This window comes from Pseudomonas sp. Leaf59 (assembly GCF_920984685.1).
Classification (GTDB): Bacteria; Pseudomonadota; Gammaproteobacteria; order Pseudomonadales; family Pseudomonadaceae; genus Aquipseudomonas.
On the sequence record NZ_CAKLBR010000004.1, the window covers coordinates 200,725 to 223,068 of the forward strand.

Below are 22,344 nucleotides of genomic sequence, written 5' to 3' on the forward strand. Positions count from 1 at the left end.
AGTATGTCTAGGCTATACCCGTCCCACTGAGTAAAAAACCATGACAACAACAACGATTCACTACACCGGGGAAGAACGCCGCAAACGTATTTTTGCAATCGTCGGCGCGTCCTCCGGCAACCTTGTCGAATGGTTCGACTTCTATGTCTACGCCTTCTGCGCCATCTACTTTGCCCCGGCGTTTTTCCCCTCGGACGAACCCACGGTGCAGTTGCTCAACACCGCCGGTGTGTTCGCCGCCGGGTTCCTGATGCGGCCCATCGGCGGCTGGCTGTTTGGCCGGGTGGCCGACAAGCACGGGCGCAAGAACTCGATGATGATTTCGGTGCTGATGATGTGCGCCGGCTCACTGGTTATCGCCTTTCTGCCCACCTACAAGGACATCGGCGTCTGGGCGCCGGTGCTGCTGCTGATGGCGCGGCTGTTCCAGGGCTTGTCGGTGGGGGGCGAATACGGCACCACCGCCACCTACATGAGTGAAGTCGCCCTCAAGGGCCAGCGCGGTTTCTTCGCTTCGTTCCAGTACGTGACCCTGATCGGCGGGCAACTGCTGGCGGTGCTGGTGCTGGTGATCCTGCAACAGATTCTCAGCGACGAAGAGTTGCATGCCTGGGGCTGGCGCATTCCGTTCGTAATCGGCGCCATTGCAGCAGTCATCTCCCTGTTGCTGCGTCGCACCCTTAAGGAAACCGCCAGCACGCAAGTGCGCCAGGACAAGGACGCCGGCAGCATAGCCGCGTTGTTCCGCGATCACCGAGGGGCATTCATCACCGTGCTCGGCTACACCGCCGGCGGCTCGCTGATTTTCTACACCTTTACCACCTACATGCAGAAATACCTGGTGAACACCGCCGGCATGCACGCCAAGACCGCCAGCTACATCATGACCGGCGCGCTGTTTGTGTATATGTGCATGCAGCCGCTGTTCGGCATGCTCTCGGACCGGATCGGCCGGCGCACTTCGATGCTCTGGTTCGGCGCCGTTGGCACCCTGTGCACGGTGCCGATCCTGATGACCCTGAAAACCGTGACAAACCCGTTCCTGGCGTTTGTGCTGATCTCCCTGGCGCTTGCTATCGTCAGCTTCTATACCTCGATCAGCGGGCTGGTCAAAGCCGAGATGTTCCCGCCCCACGTACGCGCCCTTGGCGTAGGCTTCGCTTACGCCGTGGCCAACGCGATCTTCGGCGGTTCGGCGGAGTACGTGGCGCTGGGCCTCAAGTCCCTGGGCATGGAAAACACCTTTTACTGGTACGTCACCGGCATGATGGCCGTGGCGTTCCTGTTCAGCCTGCGCCTGCCGAAACAGGCAGAGTACCTGCACCACGATTTGTAAGGGATCCGTTATGACGCTGCGCACGAGCAACCAATTGTTCGACGCCTACTTCTCCACCGACAGCATGGCCGAGGTGTTCTGCGACCAGGGCCGCTTGCAGGGCATGCTGGATTTCGAGGCGGCGCTGGCCCGCGCGCAGGCCCGGGTCGGGTTGATTCCGCAGGCCGCCGTCGCGCCGATTGCCCAGGCGTGCCTGGCCTCGCTGTACGACGTCGACGCCCTGAGCGTGGCGATTGCCACCTCGGGGAATTCGGCCATCCCGCTGGTCAAGGCACTGGGCAAGTTGATTGCCAGCGAGGACGCCGGGGCCGAGCGCTATGTGCATTTGGGCGCAACCAGCCAGGACGTGATGGACACCGGCCTGGTTCTCCAGGTGCGCCAGGCACTGGCATTGATCGACGCGGACCTGGCGCGCCTGGGGGACGTTCTCGCTGCCCAGGCCCAGCGCTACGCAGCGGTGCCACTGGCCGGGCGCACCTGGCTGCAGCACGCCACGCCGGTCACCCTGGGGATGAAAATCGCCGGTTGGCTGGGAGCGGTGACTCGCAGTCGCCAGCGCCTGGCGCAGTTGAAGCCACGCGTGCTGGTGCTGCAGTTTGGCGGTGCGTCCGGCACCCTGGCGGCGCTGGGTGAGCAGGCCATGCCGGTGGCCGAGGCGCTGGCGACGGAGTTGCAATTGAGCCTGCCCGAACAACCCTGGCACACCCAGCGTGACCGTCTGGTGGAGTTCGCTGCGGCACTTGGCCTGATCGCCGGCAGCCTCGGCAAGCTGGGCCGCGACATCAGCTTGCTGATGCAGACCGAAGCCGCTGAAGTCTTCGAGCCGTCGGCGCCGGGCAAGGGCGGTTCATCCACCATGCCGCACAAGCGTAATCCGGTGGGCGCCGCCGTGCTGATCAGCGCCGCCACCCGCGTGCCGGGGCTGGTGGCGACCCTGTTCAGCGCCATGCCCCAGGAGCACGAACGCAGCCTGGGCTTGTGGCATGCCGAATGGGAAACCCTGCCGGACATCTGCCGGCTGGTGTCCGGTGCGCTGAAGCAGGCGCTACTGATGAGTGAAGGCCTGGAGGTCGACGCTGAACGCATGGCGCGCAATCTCGACCTCACCCAGGGCCTGGTGCTCGCCGAAGCAGTCAGCATCGTGCTCGCCCAACGCCTGGGCCGCGAAACCGCGCATCATCTGCTGGAGCAATGCTGCCAGCGTGCGGTCGCCGAGGGTCGGCATTTGCGCGCAGTGCTGGCCGATGAAGCGCAGATCACCGCCGAGCTGTCAGCCACCGAACTGGACCGCCTGCTCGATCCGGCGCACTACCTGGGCCAGGCACACACCTGGGTCAGCCGCGCCGTCACCGAACATTTTGCCTTGAACGCCTGAGGAGGCTGCCGTGCCCTTTGTCCAACTCGCCGACGGCGAACTGCATTACCAACTCGACGGGCCTGCCGATGCCCCCGTGCTGGTGCTGTCCAACTCCCTGGGCACCGACCTGCATATGTGGGATATCCAGATGCCAGCGTTTACCCGGCATTTTCGTGTGCTGCGCTGCGACACCCGTGGTCATGGCAAGTCACTGGTCACGCCGGGGCCTTACAGCATCGAGCAACTGGGCCGCGACGTGCTGGCGCTGCTGGATGGGCTGGGTATCCAGCGCGCACATTTCTGCGGGCTGTCCATGGGCGGGCTGATCGGCCAATGGCTGGGCATCAACGCCGGCACACGCCTGCAGCGCCTGGTGGTGTGCAATACCGCTGCGAAGATCGGCACCCCCGAGGTGTGGGACCCGCGCATCGAGACCGTGCTGCGGGACGGCGCGGCGGCAATGGTGGCGCTGCGCGATGCGTCGATTGCCCGCTGGTTCACCGCTGACTTTGCGGCGGCGAATCCGCATCAGGCGCAACAGATCACCGACATGCTCGCCAATACCTCGCCCGAGGGCTACGCCGCCAACTGTGCCGCCGTGCGCGACGCGGATTTGCGCGCGCAACTGGTCTCGATCAAGGTGCCGACGCTGGTGATCGCCGGCACTGAAGATGCCGTGACACCGCCGGCCGGCGGCCACTTTATCCAGAACCATGTGCAGGGCGCCGAGTACGTCGAGTTCTATGCGGCGCACCTGTCCAACGTTCAAGCGGGCGCCGCGTTCAGCGACCGCGTTATCGAATTTCTGCTGGCCCACTGACCCAGTGATGGCTGGTCTTGCAATGGCGAGCGGTGTGGCTGTGGCGAGCGGGCTCGCCACAAAAAATCCGTTCGCCACATTTCCTGTTCAGAGGAGCTTTTTGTGGACGAGAAACAACGTTATGCCGAGGGACTCAAGGTGCGCCGCGAAGTGCTCGGCGATGCCCATGTCGATCGCAGCCTCAACGCCCTGACCGAGTTCAACGGCGAGTTCCAGGAGATGATCACCCGTCACGCCTGGGGCGATATCTGGACCCGCCCGGGCTTGCCTCGGCATACCCGCAGCCTGATCACCATCGCCATGCTGATCGGCATGAACCGCAGTGAAGAGTTGAAACTGCACCTGCGCGCCGCCGCGAGCAATGGCGTGACCCGTGCCGAGATCAAGGAAGTGCTGATGCAGAGCGCGATCTACTGCGGGATTCCAGCGGCGAACGCCACGTTCCACCTGGCCGAATCGGTGTGGGATGAGTTGGGGGTTGAGTCTCGCCAACAAGATCCGACGTGAAATACGCTCAGAAAGGTGGGAGCAAGCCCCCTCCCGCAGGGGATCCTCACAGGCTCAACACATCAGTGTGAATCGGCATCCCACACCCAATTCCACACCCCCGGCAGGTGCACCGGCGCATTCACATCCTTGACCGTGCGTGCCAGCGCCGCGCGTTGCAGGGCGGCGGTGTCGGTGTAGAACGGCTCGGCGGCGGTCCTCATGCCATTGATTCGCGCGCTGTCCAGCAGGATCTGCAGATACTCCTGCAGATGCCGCGCGGTATAGCGGTTGATATCGTGGAAGGTCACCACCACTGGAATCACCCCGTCCACCGTCGGCAGCTCACCCAGGGCAATGTGTTCGCGCACCACCGACAACTGCCGGTACAGGTTGGCGCGCCGCCGGGGGCTGGCGTTGAAGCCCCAGATCTTGCCGTCGTTGGCGCTCAGGTCGGTGAGCAACACGGCCATGCCATGGCGCTGGTAGGCGGCGAAGGTGCGCTTGTCGTAATTCCAGAACGGCGGACGTACCAGCACGGGCGGTGCGCCGGTGATCCCGGCAATGTCCGCTGCGCCCAGGCTGAGGGTGCGCGCCAGTTCGGCATCGCTCAACCAGCGGTGGTTGGTATGAAACGCGGTGGCGGTGTGGAACCCCAGCACATGCCCGGCGGCGAATTCACGCACCAGGGTCTTGCGCCCGCGCGGACTGCCGCCGGAACGCGCCCCTTCGGTCTGCACGAAAAACACCGCCTTGATACCCGGCAAAATCGGGTTGTGCGCCAGGTCACCCAACACCGAACGGCTCGGGTTGTTGTAGCCCGAGGCGCTGGGGCCGTCATCGAAGGTGATGAGAAAACGGATCGGCGCCTGGGCCTGCAAACGCTGCGCGGTCTGCGGCGTGAGGGCGATGGGTTGGCCGATACAGCCGCTGAGCAGAACCGACAAAAGGACAATGAGGTATTTCATGGCGGCCTTGGCGAAGAGGTAGGCGTCCGTGTCGTTGAGGTTCCTTTACCGTGTGATGGCGCGTGCACGATACAGCATGCACACGCCGCGATCACCGGTATAAATGGCCGCCTGGCCAGGCGAGTCTGATTCAGGCGTAGCGGGTTCGCAGCGCCAGGCCCATTTCTGCGTTTAGCGTGTTTTCGGTAAACGGGGCTGGGTTGGTTGAGGTGGGAGGGGTGGAGGCGTTGTTGTCGAAGTCGAAAGGCGGCGCGTTGCTCACCAGGCCGACGGCTTGCAGTTCGCTGTTGGGTGGGCCCGGGCGCTCGGGTTGATCGCTGGTCGGCGCGCTCGCACCTGGCAGGAAGGTGCCGTTGGCGCCATTCCAGGCGTGCGCCATTTCATGGAAAAGCTGGTTGAGCGGCAAGAACAGCGGGTCCGTCCCGTAAATAGTGGCCGGGTTGTAGAAAATCGTGCCTTTGTCGGCCCGTGACCCCGGTACCCCGTCCTGTATGTAACCCCACTTTGGGTCAGTGCGTTCAGTGGGAACCTGATTGTCCTGAGCCAGGTGTTGCAGCTCGGTGCTCCAGAAACGGTAGGAGTTACCGCGATCACTGGGCACGATGAGAACCGGACCGCCATTTTTTACGGCCATCTCATCCAGCGCTTTCAGCATCTTTTGCCCTTGTGGCGATGCGCGAAGCAAGGTCAGATCGTCTTCGACTCGCGCAACGAAGTCAGGTGGCCCCTGGATACTGAAGGCTTGTCGGCCTGCGTCGGTAGGTGTCACACGGGTGACCGTTGAGCCTTGTGTTTTCATCAGGCGATCTGTCGCTTGTGCATGGATGCGCGCCTTGATCGCAGTCGCGCGCAAGGTGTTGCGCCCTGGCCCTGAGTAAAATGTGGTGTTGCCGTGGCCCACCAGCAGGTCGTCACCCAGGCCACCGTTGAGCACCGTGTGCCCGTTGCCTGCGTACAGGTGGTCGTTGCCTGTACCGCCATCAAGGTGGCTCTGTTTATCGGCCGGCCCGCTGCCGGCGTACAGGCGATCATTGCCGGCATTGCCGTACATTACCGTGTGGCCCCGGCCACCTTTGAGTATGTCGTTGCCCTCATTGCCTTCGGCGTAGCCGGTGTGGCTGCCGAGGGTAATATCGTCATCGCCACGCCCGCCATACACGCAGGTTTTGCCGCCGCCCGCCTGGACCACATCATTGCCGTCTCCGGCGTCGATCTCGACACGTACGTTGACGTTGGGGGCGATGGTAATACGGTCGTCGCCCGCGGCAGACTTGATGTGGAGCAGGGTTGGAATGTTCGAGCGCCCGTCTGGGGTATCGAGTACGTAATCACGACCGTTCACCTGAGCGTACAACTGGCCATCAGGGCGTTGGCTGATATGAATCCGGTCGGCGCGTTCACCTGTTTCGAGGAACAGAACATTCGCCAGCGTCTCTGGACGCTCAGGGTTTTTCAGGCCCAGGGTGAGTGCCTGACCGGCGCGCAGATTTCCATCATCCACCAACACCCTTCTGTGGGTCTGAACAGGCGGTGGGCCGGACGGTGTGTTGGCCGACGGTCGTTCGGGCGCCATGGCGTGGTTGTGATGGGAAGTGACTGTGGTCATGGCCTGTACCTGTGTGTCGGATAAGGTGATGTGTAGCGCCGTCTTACAGCGCATGCCCTTCAGTCGTGCCATGGCAGGGAAACGTTCATGCGGTAAATGAGGCAATTTGCTACAAAAACAGCCACGACCCATCAGATCGTGGCTGTTGCGGGGTTACAGCAGGCTGATGGGGTAGCTGACAATCAAGCGGTTTTCATCGAACTCATTGTTGCTGTAGTCACGCCGCATGCTGGAATTGCGCCAGCGCATCGTCAGGTTTTTCAGGCTGCCGCTTTGCACGGTGTAGCCCAATTCGCTTTCGCGGCCCCATTCCTTGCCGTCCGTCACGCTGCCGGTGTGCACGTTGCTGCCGCTGATGTAGCGGTTCATCAAGGTCAGCCCTGGCACGCCGAGGGCGGCAAAGTTGTAGTCATGGCGCACCTGCCAGGATTTTTCCTCGGCGTTGTCGTAGCTCGAGTTGTAGCTGTCATTGGCCAGGGTGCCGCCGCTGGTGCCGTTGACGCGCATCCATTGGCTGTCGCCGCTGAGTTTTTGCAGGCCCACATAGAAGGTGTTGCCGCCGTAGCGTGCGGAGAACAGGCCGGACCAGGTCTTGTTGTCCAGCTTGCCGGCGCGGGCGCTGCCGTCGTCGGTGCCGTAGAAAAACCCGAGGTTGGCGCCCAGGGTCCAGGCGCCCAGGGGCTGACTGTGGATCAGGTTGATGAACTGCTGGCTGTAGATGTCCTTGAGCTGGGCATTCCACAGGCCGATCTGGGTGCGCTTGTCGTTGAACGCGTATTCGCCGCCCTGGAAGTTGAAGCGGTCGGAGGTGAACGCGGTTCTGCCGACCATCGACAGGTCAGTCATGCTGCTGTCGTCACGCGGGCTGTTGGCGCGGAACTGGCCGCCATAGAGGGTCAGGCCGTCGATTTCCTTCGCGGTGATCTGTCCGCCGCGCAACGTCTGCGGCAGGGAGCGGCCATCGTCGGCGCGCAGGATCGGCAGCACCGGCATCCATTCGCCGACCTTCAGTTCGGTTTTGGAAATGCGCGCCTTGAACGCCACGCCCAGGCGCCCGAAGTCGTCCGCCGGACGGCCATCACGGTCCAGCGGCAGCAACTGGGTGCCGCCAGTGCCGCGCCCGCCATCGAGCTTGAGCGAGTACAGGCCCAGCACATCCACGCCAAAGCCGACCGTGCCCTGGGTGAAGCCGGAGCGGGCATCGAGGATGAAACTCTGCGTCCACTCCTGCGCGCCGCCCTGGGCTCTGGTCGGGTTGGTGAAATTGCGGTTGAAGAAGAAATTGCGCAAGTTGAGGTTGGCGCTGGCGTCTTCGAGAAAGCCGTGTTCCTCGGCGCAGACGGGCAGGGCAAGGCTTGCGACAGCGGTTGCCAGCAATAGCTGGCGCGGGCGAAACGTGCTCATGGCGTAGGACCTGTTGTTATTGGGGTTATGCAGGTGCGCGCATGGTGCGGGGCGGTGCGGGAGCGATGAAAGTGGGGCAGGGCGGGTTTTGGGCGATGATCGAACGCAAGTTGGCGCGGTTAAAAGAGAGGCATAAAAAAACCGCTTCCGATGACGGAAGCGGTTTTTGATTACACCCGGGCGGTCAGAACAACTTCAACGTCGGGGCTTCTTCTTTCACGGGCTCGTTCTGCGCGGTCTGCGCGTTCCAGCCACCGCCGAGGGCCTTGTACAGGTTGACCTCGCTGGTGAGCTGCGCCAGGCGGTCGGTGATCAGCGACTGCTGGGCACTGAACAGTTGGCGCTGGGCGTCGAGGAAGGTCAGGTTGCTGTCCACGCCAATGCGGTAGCGACGTTCGGCCAGGCGGTAGTAATCCTGGTTGGCCGCGACGAAGCCGCGCTGGGCGTCCAGTTGCTGCTTGTAGGTCTCACGCGCGGCGAGGCCGTCGGACACTTCCTGGAAGCCGGTCTGGATGGCCTTCTCGTAGTTGGCCACGTTGATTTCTTTCTGGATCTTCGAGTAGTCCAGGCTGGCGCGCAGGCTGCCGGCATTGAAGATCGGGATGTTGATCTGCGGGGCAAACGACCAGGTACCCGAGCCGCCCTTGAACAGGCCGCCCAGGTCCGGGCTCAGGGTGCCGGCGTTGGCCGTCAGGCTGATGCTCGGGAAGAACGCCGCGCGGGCTGCGCCGATATTCGCGTTGGCCGCCTTGAGGTTGTACTCGGCCTGCACGATGTCGGGACGTCGTTGCAGCAGGTCCGAGGGCAACCCGGCCGGCACTTCGGCGAGCAGGTTATCGGACAGTGGCTTGCTGGCGATATTCGCCGGCAGCCCGGTGCCCAACAGCAGGGTCAGGCTGTTTTCGTCCTGAGCCACCTGGCGCGTGTAGCGTGCCAGTTGCACCCGGGCGTTTTCCACCGAGGTGCGTGCCTGGCTGAGGTCGAGGGCCGAGGCCACGCCGACTTCGCTGCTGCGCGAGGTGAGCTTGAAGCTCTGTTCGAACGCGCCCAGGGTGTCCTGAGTGAGCTTGAGCAGTTCCTTGTCGGCCTGCCAGGTCAGGTAGGCGTTGGCCACGCTGGCCACCAGGCTGATCTGCGTGCTGCGCCGTGCTTCTTCGGTGGCGAAGTATTTTTGCAGGGCCTCTTCACTCAGGCTGCGCACACGGCCGAACAGGTCCAGCTCGTATGAGCTGATCCCGAGTGTGGCCGAGTACTGGCTGGTGATGCCCGATTGACCGGTCTGCGACATACGTGCCGGGGTGCGCTGGCGGCTGCCGGCACCGTTGGCCGACACGGCGGGGAACAGGTCGGCACGCTGGATGCGGTACTGCGCGGCATACGCGTCGATGTTCAGCGCCGCGACGCGCAGGTCGCGGTTGTTCACCAGGGCGGTCTGGATCAGTTGCTGCAGGGCAGGATCGTGGAAAAACTGCTTCCAGCCCTGTTCGGCAGCCGCCTGGCCCGGCGCCTGGGCCGACGAATACGCCTGCCCCTGCGGGTACTGCGCGGCCACCGGCGCTTCGGGGCGCTGATAGTCAGGTATCAGCGAGCAGCCACTGAGCACGAAGGCGGTGACGGCTAGGGAAAGTAGCGACTTGCTCATTGGCCAGCCTCGTTAGGGGTTTGCGTGGTTTCAGTCTTTTTGCGCTTGCCGATGGCCGACACGGTTGCGAAGAACAGTGGCACCCAGAAGATCGCCAGCACGGTTGCGGTGATCATACCGCCGATCACGCCGGTACCGATGGCATGTTGGCTGCCTGAACCTGCGCCCGAGGAGATCGCCAGCGGCAGTACGCCGAGGATGAACGCCATGGAGGTCATGATGATCGGGCGCAGACGCATGCGGGAGGCCTCGATGGCCGCCTCGACGATGCCCTTGCCCTGTTCGTGGAGTTCCTTGGCGAACTCCACGATCAGGATGGCGTTTTTCGCCGCCAGGCCTACCGTCACCAGCAAGCCTACCTGGAAGAACACGTCGTTGGACAAGCCGCGCATGCTGGTGGCGATCAACGCCCCCACCACACCCAGCGGCACCACGAGGACCACCGCTATCGGGATCGACCAGCTTTCGTACAGTGCCGCCAGGCACAGGAACACCACCAGCAGCGACAGCGCGTACAGCGCAGGCGCCTGCGAGCCGGACAGGCGTTCTTCGTACGACAGGCCGGTCCATGCGTAGCCGATACCGGCCGGCAATTGCTTGGCGATGCGTTCGACCTCGGCCATCGCGTCACCGGTGCTGTAGCCCGGTGCCGGGGTGCCGAGGATTTCCATCGCCGCCACGCCGTTATAGCGCGACAGTTTCGGCGAGCCGTAGATCCACTTGCCCGAGGCGATGGCCGACAACGGCACCATCTTCCCGGAGTCGCTGCGCACGTACCATTTGTTCAGGTCTTCAGGCGACATGCGGCTGGCCGCTTCACCTTGTACGTACACCTTCTTCACACGGCCACGGTCGATGAAGTCGTTGACGTAGCTGCCACCCAGGGCAATCGCCAGGGTCTGGTTGATGTTCGACAGCGTGATCCCCTGGGCACTGGCCTTCTCGTCGTCGACGGTGAGCTCGTACTGCGGCTCATCGTTCACACCGTTGGGGCGTACACCGGCGAGAATCTTGCTCTGGGCGGCCATGCCGAGGAACTGGTTGCGTGCCGCCATCAATTTCTCATGGCCGACACCACCCTGGTCCTGCAGGAACACGTCGAAACCGGTGGCGTTACCCAGCTCCAGTACCGACGGCGGCACGATGGCAAACACCATGGCGTCCTGGAACGTCTGCATGAAGTAACCCTGGGCGCGCTTGGCGATCTCGAACACCGAGGTGGAATCGTCACGCTCATCCCACGGTTTGAGCATCACGAAGGCCAGGCCCGAGCTCTGGCCGCGACCGGCGAAGTTGAAGCCGTTCACGGTAAATACCGATTTCACGCCCTTGCCTTCGCCCGGCTCGCCTTCCTTGTCGTTGAGCAGGTAGATACGCATGTCGTCGATGACTTTTTGCGTGCGTTCAGCCGTGGAGCCGACCGGGGTCTGCACCTGGGCAAAGATCACGCCCTGGTCTTCGTCGGGCAGGAACGCGGCCGGGATACGCATGAACAGCCAGATCATGCCGGCGAAGATCAGCAGGTACACCAGGAACGCCGGGATCTTGTGCTTGATCATGTTGCCCACGCCGCGCTCGTAGCTCAGTACGCCACGGTCGAAGGTGCGGTTGAACCAGCCGAAGAAACCGCGCTTGGGTTGGCCGTGTTTTTCCGGATCGATCGGCTTGAGCATGGTGGCGCACAGCGCCGGGGTGAAGATCAGCGCAACCAGTACCGACAGCGCCATGGCCGAAACGATGGTGATGGAGAACTGTTTGTAGATCACACCGGTGGAGCCGCCGAAGAACGCCATCGGCAACAGTACCGCCGAGAGCACCAGGGCAATACCCACCAGGGCGCCCTGGATCTGGCCCATGGATTTGACCGTCGCCTCCTTGGGCGACAGGTGCTCCTCGGCCATCACCCGCTCGACGTTTTCCACCACCACGATAGCGTCGTCCACCAGCAGGCCGATGGCGAGGATCATGCCGAACATGGTCAGGGTGTTGATGGTGAAACCGAACGCCGCGAGGATACCGAAGGTGCCCAGCAATACCACCGGTACGGTCATGGTGGTGATGATGGTGGCGCGGAAGTTCTGCAGGAACAGGAACATCACCAGGAACACCAGCACGATCGCTTCGATCAGGGTGTGTACGACACCGGAGATCGATTCGGTGACCACTGGCGTGGTGTCATACGGCACCACTGCCTTCATGCCTGGCGGGAAGAACGGTTCCAGCGACGCCACCGTGGCGCGGATGGCCTTGGCGGTGTCCAGGGCGTTGGCGCCCGAGGCGAGCTTGATCGCCATACCGGATGCCGGGTTGCCGTTGAACTGCGCGCTGATGCTGTAGTTCTGGCCGCCCAGTTCGATGCGGGCCACGTCATGCAGGCGCACCTGGGAGCCGTCGGCATTTACCTTCATCAGGATATTGCCGAACTGCTCGGCGTTTTGCAGACGGGTCTTGCCGATGATCGTCGCGTTCAGCTGGGTGCCGGGCAGGGCAGGCAGGCCGCCCAGTTGGCCGGTGGCCACCTGCACGTTCTGCGCGGCGATGGCGTTGCTGACGTCAACCGGGGTGAGCTGGAAGTTGTTCAGCTTGGCCGGGTCCAGCCAGATGCGCATCGCGTACTGCGAGCCGAACACCTGGAAGTCACCGACGCCCGAAGTACGCGAAATCGGGTCCTGGATGTTGGACACGATGTAGTTGGAGAGGTCGTCCTTGGTCATGCTGCCGTCTTCGGACACCAGACCGATTACCATCAGGAAGTTCTTCACCGACTTGGTCACGCGGATACCCTGCTGCTGCACTTCCTGCGGCAGCAATGGGGTCGCCAGGTTCAGCTTGTTCTGCACCTGCACCTGGGCGATGTCCGGGTTGGTCCCCTGGTTGAACGTCGCGGTGATGGTCATGCTGCCGTCGGAGTTACTGTCCGAGGCCACATAGCGCAGGTTGTCGATACCGTTGAGCTGTTGCTCGATCACCTGCACCACGGTGTCCTGCACGGTTTGTGCGGACGCGCCCGGGTAGGTCACCTGGATGTCGATGGCGGTTGGCGCGATGGCCGGGTACTGATTGATGGGCAGCTTCAGGATCGAGAGTGCGCCGACCAACATGATCACCAGGGCGATCACCCAGGCGAAAATGGGACGGTCGATAAAAAATTTCGACATGGATTACTCCCCTTTGCCGGCTGCGGCAGCAGGAGCGGCAGCGCCGGCAGGCTTGGCGTTGTCAGCCTCCTTGACCTTCACCTCGGCACCCGGCTTGACGTACTGCAGGCCTTCGGTGATCACACGGTCACCGGCGTCGAGGCCTTTTTCCACCAGCCAGTAGGCACCGGCGGTGCGGTTGGCGACCAGGGTGCGTTGCTCGACCTTGTTGTCCTTGTTCACGATCAGCGCGGTCGGGATGCCCTTGAGGTCACGGGTCACGCCTTGCTGCGGTGCGAGGATGGCCTTGCTGTTCACACCGGCCTGCAACTGGGCGTGCACGAACATGCCGGGCAGCAGGGTGTGGTCAGGGTTGGGGAAGACTGCGCGCAGGGTGACCGAACCGGTGGTCTGGTCAACCGACACTTCGGAGAATTCCAGCTTGCCGTCATGGCCGTAGTCGCTGCCGTCTTCGAGGGTCAGCTTGACCTTGGCGGCGTTGGCGCCGGCTTTTTCCAGCTGGCCGCTTTCCAGGTCGCGGCGCAGTTTCAGCATTTCGGCCGAAGACTGGGTGACGTCGACGTAGATCGGGTCCAGTTGCTGGATCACCGCCATGGCATCGGCCTGGCCGTTGCTGACCAGTGCGCCTTCGGTGACTGCGGAACGGCCAATGCGCCCGGAGATCGGCGCCAGCACCTTGGTGTAGCGCACGTTGATCTGCGCGGTTTGCATATCGGCTTCTGCGGTCATGCGGTTGGCCAGGGCGGTGTCGTATTCCTGGCGGCTGACGGCTTGCTCATCGACCAGCTGCTTGTAGCGGTCGGTGATCGACTTGGTCTGGGTCAGCTTGGCCTGGGCGCTTTTCAGCGTGGCCTCATACACCGACGGGTCGATCTGATAAAGCTGCTGGCCTTCCTTCACGTCTGCGCCTTCCTTGAACAGGCGCTTGAGAATGATGCCGTTGACCTGTGGCCGAACTTCCGCAATGCGGTAGGCCGTGGTGCGGCCTGGCAGTTCGGTGGTCAAGGTGAAGGCTTGCGGTTGAATAGTGACTACGCCGACCTGAGGGGTTTGAGCGGGCGGTGCCGCTTCTTCCTTTTTACATCCGCTGAGCAGCGATGCCAGGGCGACGGCAGTGACCAGAGCGGTAACAGCTGGCTTAAGTTGCATGAAGATCCTCGGGTCAGGCGCGCTGAGTGCGCACAAGAAGTGTGGAAGGGTGGAAAACAAGTGAGTGGATAAGTAGCTTGCTACGCAATATACTTACGTTCATGGTTGTTTGTAAACTCTTGACAGGCTTCGTGGAATGTTGACAAAGCAACGTGCGAAGCCTCGATTTCATTACGTTCGGTGCCCATGACGGTGTCGTCCCAAAAATATACGGATGATCGTTAGCGTCTATTAACTGCGCGTTAACGATAGTCTGAAGTGCCCTGATTGAGGTTTTACTGCCATGGTTCGTCGCACCAAAGAGGAAGCTCAGGAAACGCGCAGCCAGATTCTCGACGCCGCCGAGCACGCTTTTTACGAGCGCGGCGTGGCGCGCACCACGCTGGCGGATATCGCCTCGCTGGCGGGTGTCACGCGGGGCGCCATCTACTGGCATTTCAGCAATAAGTCCGATCTGCTGCAGGCGCTGCTCGACACGTTGCACGAACCCCTGGATGACTTGGCCCGGGCCAGTGAAAGCGAGGATGAACTTGACCCATTGGGCTGCATGCGCAAGTTGCTGATTCGTCTTTATCATCAAGTGGCTCTGGACCCGAAAACCCGGCGTATCAACGAGATCCTGTTTCATAAGTGCGAGTTCACCGATGAGATGTGCGACATGCGCCGCCAGCGCCAGACGCACACGCTCGAATGCAACCTGCGCATCGGGCTCACCTTGCGTAATGCGGTGCATCGCGGGCAACTCCCGGAAAACCTCGACACAGCGCGCGGCGCGGTGTGTATCCACGCCTACATTCACGGCTTGATCGGTCAATGGTTGCTGGTGCCCGACAGTTTTCAACTGCATCAGGACGCCGAGCGTTGGGTCGATGCAGGGCTGGACATGCTGCGCCTGAGCCCGAGCCTGCGCAATTGAGACAAAATGCGTAATTGCATCAGGTTGTGTCAACAGTAAAGCGCAGGGGCGGTCAATCGTCCCTCTGCCTATTCGTGGGATGACTTTATATACGGGCTGGCGCGCAGTTGATAGGTAGCCGGCTAAGTATTTTGTAGCGTTATTGTTTCGGTTCTGTGAAGCAATGTTTCCAAAGGGACACATCAGGTTTAAAAAATGTGGAGGGGGCTTGCTCCCGATGGTGGTATACCCGTCAGTAAATCAGCTGACTGGCACACGGCTATCGCAAGCAAGCCCCCTCCTATTTGGTTACAGCGCCAGGGTTGGGTAATCGATATAGCCGACCGGGCCCTTGGCATAGAAGGTTTCCGGGTGCGCCTCGTTCAGCGGTGCGTCGGTTTTCAGACGCGCCGGCAGGTCCGGGTTGGCGATGAACGGAACGCCGAACGCCACCGCGTCTGCCTTGCCCGACGCCAGCCAGGCATTGGCGCTCTCTTTAGTGAAGCGTTCGTTGGCGATGTACACACCGCCGAAGGCTTCCTTCAGGCGCGGGCCGAGGCTGTCGCCGGCTTCCTTTTCGCGGGAGCAGATGAACGCGATGCCACGCTTGCCCAATTCGCGGGCCACATAGGTGAAGGTCTCGGCAGGGTTGTCGTCGCCCATGTCGTGGGCGTCGGCGCGCGGTGCCAGGTGCACGCCGACGCGGCCGGCGCCCCACACGTCGATGGCCGCGTCGGTCACTTCCAGCAGCAGGCGCGCGCGGTTTTCCAGGGAGCCGCCGTACTGGTCGGTGCGCTGGTTGGTGCTGCTCTGCAGGAACTGGTCGAGCAGGTAGCCGTTGGCGCCGTGGATCTCGACGCCGTCAAAGCCTGCGGCCTTGGCGTTTTCGGCGCCGGTGCGGTAGGCGTCGACGATGTCGGCGATTTCAGCGGTTTCCAGGGCCCGCGGAGTTGGGTAGTCGGCCAGCGGACGCACCAGGCTGACGTGGCCCGCCGCCTGCACGGCGCTCGGCGCCACCGGGGCTTCGCCGTTCAGGTAGGACGGGTGGGAGATGCGGCCGACGTGCCACAGTTGCAGGAAAATCTTGCCGCCCGCGCCGTGAATCGCTTTGGTCACATTGGCCCAGCCGCGTACCTGGTCGTTGGACCAGATGCCTGGCGTGTCCGGGTAACCCACGCCCATCGGTGCCACGGACGTCGCTTCGCTGAGGATCAGCCCGGCGGAGGCGCGTTGCACGTAGTACTCGGCCATCATCGCATTGGGCACACGGCCTTCATCGGCGCGGCAGCGGGTCAGCGGCGCCATGATGATGCGGTTCGACAGTTCCAGGTCGCCCAGTTTGATCGGATCGAAAATAGTCGTCATCGAGAAAATACCTTTCTGTTTAGGTGGATCAGTCTGTTCAAGTGGATCAATGCGTCGCAGGGGCCAGGTCGGCATCGCCGCTCTGACGGAACGTCAGCAGGGTCACCAGCAGTGCGAGGATCGCCAGGGCTGCGGCCGCGAGCGGCACGCTGGTGAGGCCGAAGCCGTGGGCGATCACGCTGCCGCCGACCCAGGCGCCGAGGGCGTTGCCAATGTTGAAAGCGCCGATGTTGAGGGTGGACACCAGGTTTGGCGCCGCCTTGCCGAACGTCACCACGTTGATCTGCAGCGCGGGTACCGCGGCAAATGAGGCGGTGGCCCACAGGAACAGGGTGATTTCGGTGGGGATCAGCGCGACGCTGGTCCAGGTCAGCGCCGTGGAGATCACCGCCATGCTGATGAACACGCCGATCAGGGTGGCCGCCAGACGCTTGTCCGCCAGCTTGCCGCCGATGATGTTGCCCAGGGTCAGGCCCAGGCCGATCAGCAGCAGGGTCCAGGTTACGCCGTGGGGCGAGACGCCGGTGACGTCGCCGAGCAGCGGGGCAACGTAGGTAAAGAGGGTGAACATGGAGGCGGCGAACAGCGCGGTCATGCTCAGCGACAACCAGATGCCGGCGCCCTTTAGGGCGGCCAGTTCGGCACGCATGTCGAGTTTTTCTTCGTCACGCTTGGCTGGCAGAAAGCGGATGAGGCCGATCAGCGCCACCACACCAATCACCGTCACCGCCCAGAAGGTCGAGCGCCAGCCGGCCTGCTGGCCCAGCGCCGTGCCCAGCGGCACGCCGAGCACGTTGGCCAGGGTCAGGCCGGTAAACATCAGGGCCACCGCCGAAGCGCGCTTGTTGGCCGGCACCAGATTGGCCGCCACCACCGAACCAATGCCGAAGAACGCGCCGTGGCACAGCGCCGTGACCACCCGGGCGAACATCAGCACGTTGTAGTCGCTGGCCAGGGCGCAGAGCAGGTTGCCGACGATGAAAATGCCCATCAACGCCACCAGCGCTGCCTTGCGTGGCAGTTTGGCGGTGGCCAGCGCCATGAACGGTGCGCCGATGGCCACGCCGAGGGCGTAGCCGGTTACCAACCAGCCGGCGCCCGGGATCGATACGCCAAGGTCCGCCGCCACATCGGGCAGCAGGCCCATGATGACGAATTCGGTGGTGCCGATGGCGAAGGCGCTCAGGGCCAGTATGAGTAGCGAGAGGGGCATTGGGGTGTCCTGGGTTAGTGCGCTGCGCTGAGTTCAGCGATGAGCGCCGCGAGGAAAGCCTGGATCACTTCCTCGTTGCGTTTGAAAAAGTGCCACTGCCCGGCCTTCTGGCTGCTGATCAAACCCGCCCGTTGCAAGGTGGCCAGGTGGGCCGACACGGTCGACTGGGACAAGCCGCAGCGCTGGTCGATCTGCCCGGCACAGATGCCGTATTCGTGGTTGTGCAGTTGCTCGGGGAACTGCACTTTCGGGTCTTTGAGCCAGGTGAGGATGTCTCGTCGTACTGGGTGCGCCAGGGCTTTTATTATTTCGTCGAGGTCGATGGACATGGCAGGTGCTCGGTGTCGTGTAGCGTTATATCGCGATGAGGCGAACCTTAAATCGTTATAACCCGATATACCAATATGATTTTGCTCTGAGGTCAGCTCAAATCGGTATATCGGGTTATAACGATACGTTGACGGCAGTGCTAGACTGCGCGCCATGAATTATCTCGCACATCTGCACCTGGGCGGCCAACTTCCCGCGCAACTGCTGGGCAGCCTCTATGGCGACTTTGTCAAAGGCCGCCTGCAGGGCCAGTACAGCCCGCCAATCGAAGCGGCGATCCAGCTGCATCGTTCCATCGACCGTTTCACCGACAGCCATCCGTTGATAGGGGAGGCGTTGTCGCGCTTCAGCCTCACGCGTCGACGTTATGCCGGGATCGTCCTCGATGTGTTTTTCGATCACTGCCTGGCGCGGGATTGGGCGCTGTATGCCGACCAGCCGCTGGAGCATTTCACCGCCCAGGTGTACCGCGTGCTGGCGGCTGAACCGCAACTGCCGGGGCGGCTGGCGCAGATTGCGCCCTGGATGGCAGCGGATGACTGGTTGGGTTCGTACCGCGAGTTTGCGGTGATGGACCAGGTATTGCGCGGGATTTCGCGGCGGCTGACGCAGCCCGAAGAGCTGAGCCATGCCATGCAGGAGTTGCGCACGTTATACGAACCGTTGAGTGACGACTTCCGGCGTTTCTACCCTGAATTGCAGGTGTTCGCGCAGTCTCAACTGACAACACAAGACTAACTGTGGGAGGGGGCTTGCCCCCGATAGCAAGGGTTCAGCCAGCACATGCAGTGACTGACACGCCGCCATCGGGGGCAAGCCCCCTCCCACATGTTTGACCGTGCCCGTTTCAGGCAGCATAAGCAGGTCGCGCCGCCACGTGCTCAGCCTCCGGCAACGGCCCGAACAACGCCTTCTGCACCGCCTGCTGCGCCTGGAATGCCAGTGCCGCGCGTTCCTGCCCAGCGCAGGCGATCGGCTTGAGCACATGAATTTCTACATCGCCCTGATCATTGGCAAACAGGCGCATCAGGTGCGACAGCAAATCATCATCGCCAATAAACGGTGCCAGCGGGTCGACCTGGCCGTTGCGCAGGTAACGAATCGCCACCGGTTGCAGCGACACGTCGGCATCGATCGCACTGGCCAGCAGGCGCCCGTGGAACGTGCGCAGGCTGCGCCCGTCGGTGGTGGTGCCTTCTGGGAACATCAGCAGCGGGTGCTGTTGCTCGAGATGACGGGTCATCTGCTTGCGAATCAACTGACTGTCGCCCGAGCCCCGACGAATAAACAGGCTGCCGGCCTTGGCTGCCAGCCAGCCCGCCACCGGCCAGGTGCGCACCTCGGCTTTGGACAGAAACGACAGTGGCGTGACCATGCCCAGCAGCGGAATGTCGGTCCAGGACACGTGGTTGCTCACCCACAGCATCGGCGTGCGCGGCAGCTCGCCATGCACCGTCACGCGAAAGGGCAGGGCATTGCTCAAGCGTGCCATGAAGAAGCGCGACCAACGCTGGCGCCGCACCATCGAGTTGGCCACGCCCAGGCGCTCGAACAGGCCAAACACACTGGCCATGCTCAAGCCCAGCGCCACCACCAGCAGCACCCGGGCAATGCGCCCGTACACCCGCAGGCGGCCCATTACACAGCCGCCTTGAAGTGGCGCGCGTAACGCGGGCAGAGGTTGTCGCGCTTGAGCAGGATGAACACGTCGGCCACCTGGAAGTCTTCATCCCAGCACGGCTCGCCGCAGATTTTTGCGCCCAGGCGCATGTAGGCCTTGAGCAGCGGCGGCATTTCGGCGATGACGTTGGACGGCAGGTCCAGCGCCGGCAACGGTTTTTTCGGTTCGGCGCGCAGGTGTTCGTTGCACAGGTAGCGTTCGCGCAGGCGCTGCATGATGGCGTGGGCCTGGATGCCGCCGTCGTGCATCGGAATACTCGCGCAGCCCATCAGGTAGCTGTAGCCGCCCTGGTTGAGCACTTCGGCCAACTCGCCCCAGAGCACGGCGATGGTGCCGCCGTTGCGGTAGGCCGGGTCGACGCAGGTACGGCCGATTTCCAGGATCGGACCTTGCAGGTGCAGCAGGCCATGCAGGCTGAATTCTTCTTCACTGTAGAATCGGCCCAGGGTGCTGGCGGCCTGGTGATCGAGCAGGCGGGTGGTGGCGACCAGTCGACCACTGTTCAAATCCCGCACGCCGATGTGGCTGCAGTGAACATCATAGTCATCCATGTCCAGGCCCAGTTCCGCGCCTTTCAGCTTGGCGTTGAATTCGCCGCTGAACACGTTGAACCGCAGGGCCTGTGCTTCCTGCAAAGCCTGTGCGCCAACCAGGCGTTCGGCTTGCAGACGGCGTTCATTGCCGGTGTCGCTGATGCGGGCGATCTGAGTCATGGCGAATCTCCGAGTGCCAGCCACGTTTCGGCCGGTCGACTTGTTTGTCCAAACTCAGGCTATGTAGGCTCGGTGTCATCTCCATGAAGCTACGGTGACGGTTGGGTGACACGCCCTGTGTCGCCAAACTGTCATGGGCCTGGGCTAGCCTCGCGGGCTTGAATGCCCCCTTGAGTCTGCGTCCATGGTCAGAGGCCTGTTGTGTGTTGCCCTGCTGTTAGTCACCGCTGCCGCCCACGCAGAAACCTGGCCCGGCAAGGAGTGGGCCAGAGGTGAGCCACTGGCCGGGCCCGCCGTCGAGGCACTGGATGCCTACGCGTTTCCCGCGCGCGACGACGCGACCCGTCAGGGCGTTCGCACCGACGCGCTGCTGGTGATCCGCGATGGCCAGATCGTCTATGAACGCTACGCCACGCCCACCAGCGCCAGCACGCCACACCTGACCTGGTCCATCAGCAAGAGCCTGATGGCCACGGTGCTCGGCGTGGCCTACGGGCAAAATCGCTTCAAGCTGAGCGACCCGGCCGCACGTTTTTACCCGCCGATGAAACAGCACCCCAAGGTGACCATGGCCGATTTGCTGCACTGGGCCTCGGGCCTGGACTGGCAGGAAGACTACGAATACGCGCCGCTGAAGTCCTCGGTGGTGGCGATGCTCTACACCCGTGGCCATGGCGACATGGCCGAGTTCGCCGCCGACACCGACGCCGCCGTGGCGCCCGGCAAGGCCTTTCGTTACTCCAGCGGCGACAGCAATATCCTCTCTGCCGCGCTGAGGGGCATGCTCGGCCACAAGGCGTACGTGAGTTACCCCTGGGATGCGCTGTTCGAGCCGCTGGGCATCCGCTCGGCCACCTGGGAAACCGACGCCGACGAAACCTTCGTTGCCTCCTCCTATGCCTACCTCACCGCCCGCGATCTGGCGCGGGTCGGCCTGCTGATGGCGCGCGAGGGACGTTGGGGCGATGAACAACTGCTGCCCAAGGACTGGGTGGCTTTCAACCGCAAGCCGTTCGACGGCTATAAGGCCGGCCAGGATGAAGCCGTACCGGGCGGTCAATGGTGGCTCAACCAGGGCACGCCACGCCCCTGGCCCGACGCCCCCGCCGACACCTTCGCCGCACTGGGCCATTGGGGCCAGGCGCTGTTCGTCCTGCCCGACGAACACTTGGTGATCGTGCGCTATGGCGACGACCGCGACGGCACTTACGGCCATAACGAACTGCTCAAACGCGTGCTCGCGGCGGTGCAGCCATGATCCGTCGTCATCCGATTCTCAGCCTCTTTGCCGTGCTGCTGCTCGTCCTGCTCGGCTGGGTGTGGCATGAGCGCGTCAATCTGCAAGCCTTCCCCGACATCATTGCGGCCTACACTGCCAAGGAATATTGCTCGTGCCGCTATGTGGCGAATAATCCTGCGGAGTATTGCCGGGGCTACGTGAAACAATACGTGCCCACCAGTGCGTTTCGTGACAACCCGGAGCGCAGTGAGGTGACGGCGAGTGGGTTGGGCCGCACGCACAGTGCACGCTGGTTGGGCGAACGCCAGGGCTGTCGCCTGACTCCCTGAGACAATGGATTTGCGCGGGCCGTGACATTGCGCTTAAGGTTCGTGCAGGTTTTTTGCCCCATGAGTCGCTATGTTCTCTGTCAAACCCCTGGCCTTTGCGCTGCTGGCCTGCGCCGCCTTGCCGGCCCACGCTGCCTGGTACCTCGATAACGAATCCTCGCGCCTGTCGTTCGTCACCACCAAAAACACCGAGATCGCCGAAGTGCAGCGCTTTCTGGTGCTGCATGGCAAGGTCGACGGCAAGGGCGCGGCGCAGTTGCAAGTGGAGCTGGAGTCGGTCAACAGCGCCATCCCGCTGCGTGATGAGCGCATGCGCAACGAGCTGTTCGAGATCAAGACGTTCCCTGAAGCGCTGATCAATGCGCAGATCAATCTGCAGCCGATCAACGATCTGGCGCCGGGGGCACAAATCGAGCTGCGCCTGCCGATAAGCGTCACCCTGCATGGCAAGACCCAGACCTACAGCGCCGAGCTGCTGGCCACGCGCCTGGATGATCGGCGCTTTCAGGTGGTGACGCTGGAGCCGGTGGTGCTGCATGCCGAGGATTTTGACCTGATGCCGGGCGTGGCCGCGCTGCGCAAGGCGGCGGGGCTCAAGTCGATCAGTTTGTCGGTGCCGGTGGGTGCGGTGCTGATTTTCACGGCGCGCTGA

Annotated in this window: 20 protein-coding genes; 9 read left to right on the forward strand and 11 right to left on the reverse strand. The window is 62.8% G+C overall.

Annotated features, from left to right (window positions below; genetic code table 11):
* Window positions 1-40 precede the first annotated feature (40 nt).
* The 4 genes from LUB09_RS06185 to pcaC all read left to right on the forward strand — a co-directional run bounded on the left by LUB09_RS06185 (window position 41) and on the right by pcaC (window position 4,020).
* Window positions 41-1,336 carry an MFS family transporter gene (locus LUB09_RS06185; RefSeq protein ID WP_231422028.1) on the forward strand — a complete coding sequence of 432 codons (1,296 nt, stop codon included), beginning with the start codon at window positions 41-43 and terminating at the stop codon, window positions 1,334-1,336.
* Between the two features lie 10 nt (window positions 1,337-1,346).
* Window positions 1,347-2,711, forward strand: coding sequence for a 3-carboxy-cis,cis-muconate cycloisomerase (locus LUB09_RS06190; protein ID WP_231422030.1), 1,365 nt, complete (start codon window positions 1,347-1,349; stop codon window positions 2,709-2,711).
* Window positions 2,712-2,721: 10 nt separating this feature from the next.
* Window positions 2,722-3,513, forward strand: a complete 792-nt coding sequence (gene pcaD, locus LUB09_RS06195; RefSeq protein ID WP_231422032.1) for a 3-oxoadipate enol-lactonase — start codon at window positions 2,722-2,724, stop codon at window positions 3,511-3,513.
* A gap of 102 nt (window positions 3,514-3,615) precedes the next feature.
* Complete coding sequence (gene pcaC, locus LUB09_RS06200; protein ID WP_057007855.1) at window positions 3,616-4,020, forward strand: 4-carboxymuconolactone decarboxylase; 405 nt, start codon at window positions 3,616-3,618, stop codon at window positions 4,018-4,020.
* Window positions 4,021-4,082: 62 nt separating this feature from the next.
* Here the strand turns inward: pcaC and LUB09_RS06205 are convergent, their stop codons facing one another.
* The 6 genes from LUB09_RS06205 to LUB09_RS06230 all read right to left on the reverse strand — a co-directional run bounded on the left by LUB09_RS06205 (window position 4,083) and on the right by LUB09_RS06230 (window position 13,926).
* Window positions 4,083-4,967 carry a polysaccharide deacetylase family protein gene (locus LUB09_RS06205; protein ID WP_231422034.1) on the reverse strand — a complete coding sequence of 295 codons (885 nt, stop codon included), beginning with the start codon at window positions 4,965-4,967 and terminating at the stop codon, window positions 4,083-4,085.
* A 130-nt stretch (window positions 4,968-5,097) separates the two neighbouring features.
* Window positions 5,098-6,573, reverse strand: a complete 1,476-nt coding sequence (locus LUB09_RS06210; protein WP_231422035.1) for a M91 family zinc metallopeptidase — start codon at window positions 6,571-6,573, stop codon at window positions 5,098-5,100.
* Window positions 6,574-6,726: 153 nt separating this feature from the next.
* Entirely contained in the window at window positions 6,727-7,977 is a 1,251-nt protein-coding gene (locus tag LUB09_RS06215; protein WP_231422037.1) for an OprD family porin, read from the reverse strand.
* Window positions 7,978-8,161: 184 nt separating this feature from the next.
* Window positions 8,162-9,619, reverse strand: coding sequence for an AdeC/AdeK/OprM family multidrug efflux complex outer membrane factor (adeC, locus tag LUB09_RS06220; protein WP_231422039.1), 1,458 nt, complete (start codon window positions 9,617-9,619; stop codon window positions 8,162-8,164).
* A complete protein-coding gene (locus LUB09_RS06225; RefSeq protein WP_231422040.1) occupies window positions 9,616-12,777 on the reverse strand; it encodes an efflux RND transporter permease subunit in 3,162 nt (1,053 codons plus the stop codon). The genes adeC and LUB09_RS06225 overlap by 4 nt, the downstream gene beginning before the upstream one ends.
* Before the next feature lie 3 nt (window positions 12,778-12,780).
* Complete coding sequence (locus LUB09_RS06230; protein WP_231422042.1) at window positions 12,781-13,926, reverse strand: efflux RND transporter periplasmic adaptor subunit; 1,146 nt, start codon at window positions 13,924-13,926, stop codon at window positions 12,781-12,783.
* Between the two features lie 283 nt (window positions 13,927-14,209).
* On the opposite strand from LUB09_RS06230, the gene LUB09_RS06235 reads away from it, so the two are divergent.
* Entirely contained in the window at window positions 14,210-14,842 is a 633-nt protein-coding gene (locus LUB09_RS06235) for a TetR family transcriptional regulator (protein ID WP_057007860.1), read from the forward strand.
* Between the two features lie 288 nt (window positions 14,843-15,130).
* Here LUB09_RS06235 and LUB09_RS06240 read toward each other — a convergent pair whose 3' ends face one another.
* The 3 genes from LUB09_RS06240 to LUB09_RS06250 are packed head-to-tail and all read right to left on the reverse strand — an operon-like array spanning window position 15,131 to window position 17,728.
* Window positions 15,131-16,186, reverse strand: a complete 1,056-nt coding sequence (locus LUB09_RS06240; RefSeq protein WP_057007861.1) for an alkene reductase — start codon at window positions 16,184-16,186, stop codon at window positions 15,131-15,133.
* A gap of 46 nt (window positions 16,187-16,232) precedes the next feature.
* The gene (locus LUB09_RS06245; RefSeq protein WP_231422044.1) at window positions 16,233-17,399 is read right to left on the reverse strand and encodes an MFS transporter; all 1,167 of its coding nucleotides are present in this window, start codon (window positions 17,397-17,399) and stop codon (window positions 16,233-16,235) included.
* Between the two features lie 14 nt (window positions 17,400-17,413).
* The gene (locus LUB09_RS06250) at window positions 17,414-17,728 is read right to left on the reverse strand and encodes an ArsR/SmtB family transcription factor (RefSeq protein ID WP_209989754.1); all 315 of its coding nucleotides are present in this window, start codon (window positions 17,726-17,728) and stop codon (window positions 17,414-17,416) included.
* A gap of 154 nt (window positions 17,729-17,882) precedes the next feature.
* Here LUB09_RS06250 and LUB09_RS06255 point away from each other — a divergent pair, with 154 nt between their 5' ends.
* Window positions 17,883-18,467 carry an acyl carrier protein phosphodiesterase gene (locus LUB09_RS06255; protein ID WP_209989757.1) on the forward strand — a complete coding sequence of 195 codons (585 nt, stop codon included), beginning with the start codon at window positions 17,883-17,885 and terminating at the stop codon, window positions 18,465-18,467.
* A 109-nt stretch (window positions 18,468-18,576) separates the two neighbouring features.
* Here LUB09_RS06255 and LUB09_RS06260 read toward each other — a convergent pair whose 3' ends face one another.
* Window positions 18,577-19,368 (reverse strand): lysophospholipid acyltransferase family protein, encoded by a 792-nt coding sequence (locus LUB09_RS06260; protein WP_209989760.1) that lies wholly within the window; start codon window positions 19,366-19,368, stop codon window positions 18,577-18,579.
* Window positions 19,368-20,123 (reverse strand): L-ornithine N(alpha)-acyltransferase, encoded by a 756-nt coding sequence (gene olsB, locus LUB09_RS06265; protein WP_003233840.1) that lies wholly within the window; start codon window positions 20,121-20,123, stop codon window positions 19,368-19,370. Before olsB ends, LUB09_RS06260 begins: the two co-directional genes overlap by 1 nt.
* A 184-nt stretch (window positions 20,124-20,307) precedes the next feature.
* On the opposite strand from olsB, the gene LUB09_RS06270 reads away from it, so the two are divergent.
* From LUB09_RS06270 to LUB09_RS06280, 3 genes are all read left to right on the forward strand, one after another.
* Entirely contained in the window at window positions 20,308-21,381 is a 1,074-nt protein-coding gene (locus LUB09_RS06270) for a serine hydrolase domain-containing protein (RefSeq protein ID WP_231422046.1), read from the forward strand.
* Window positions 21,378-21,692 carry an amidase gene (locus LUB09_RS06275; protein ID WP_209989766.1) on the forward strand — a complete coding sequence of 105 codons (315 nt, stop codon included), beginning with the start codon at window positions 21,378-21,380 and terminating at the stop codon, window positions 21,690-21,692. The genes LUB09_RS06270 and LUB09_RS06275 overlap by 4 nt, the downstream gene beginning before the upstream one ends.
* A gap of 70 nt (window positions 21,693-21,762) precedes the next feature.
* Entirely contained in the window at window positions 21,763-22,344 is a 582-nt protein-coding gene (locus LUB09_RS06280) for a YceI family protein (protein WP_231422048.1), read from the forward strand.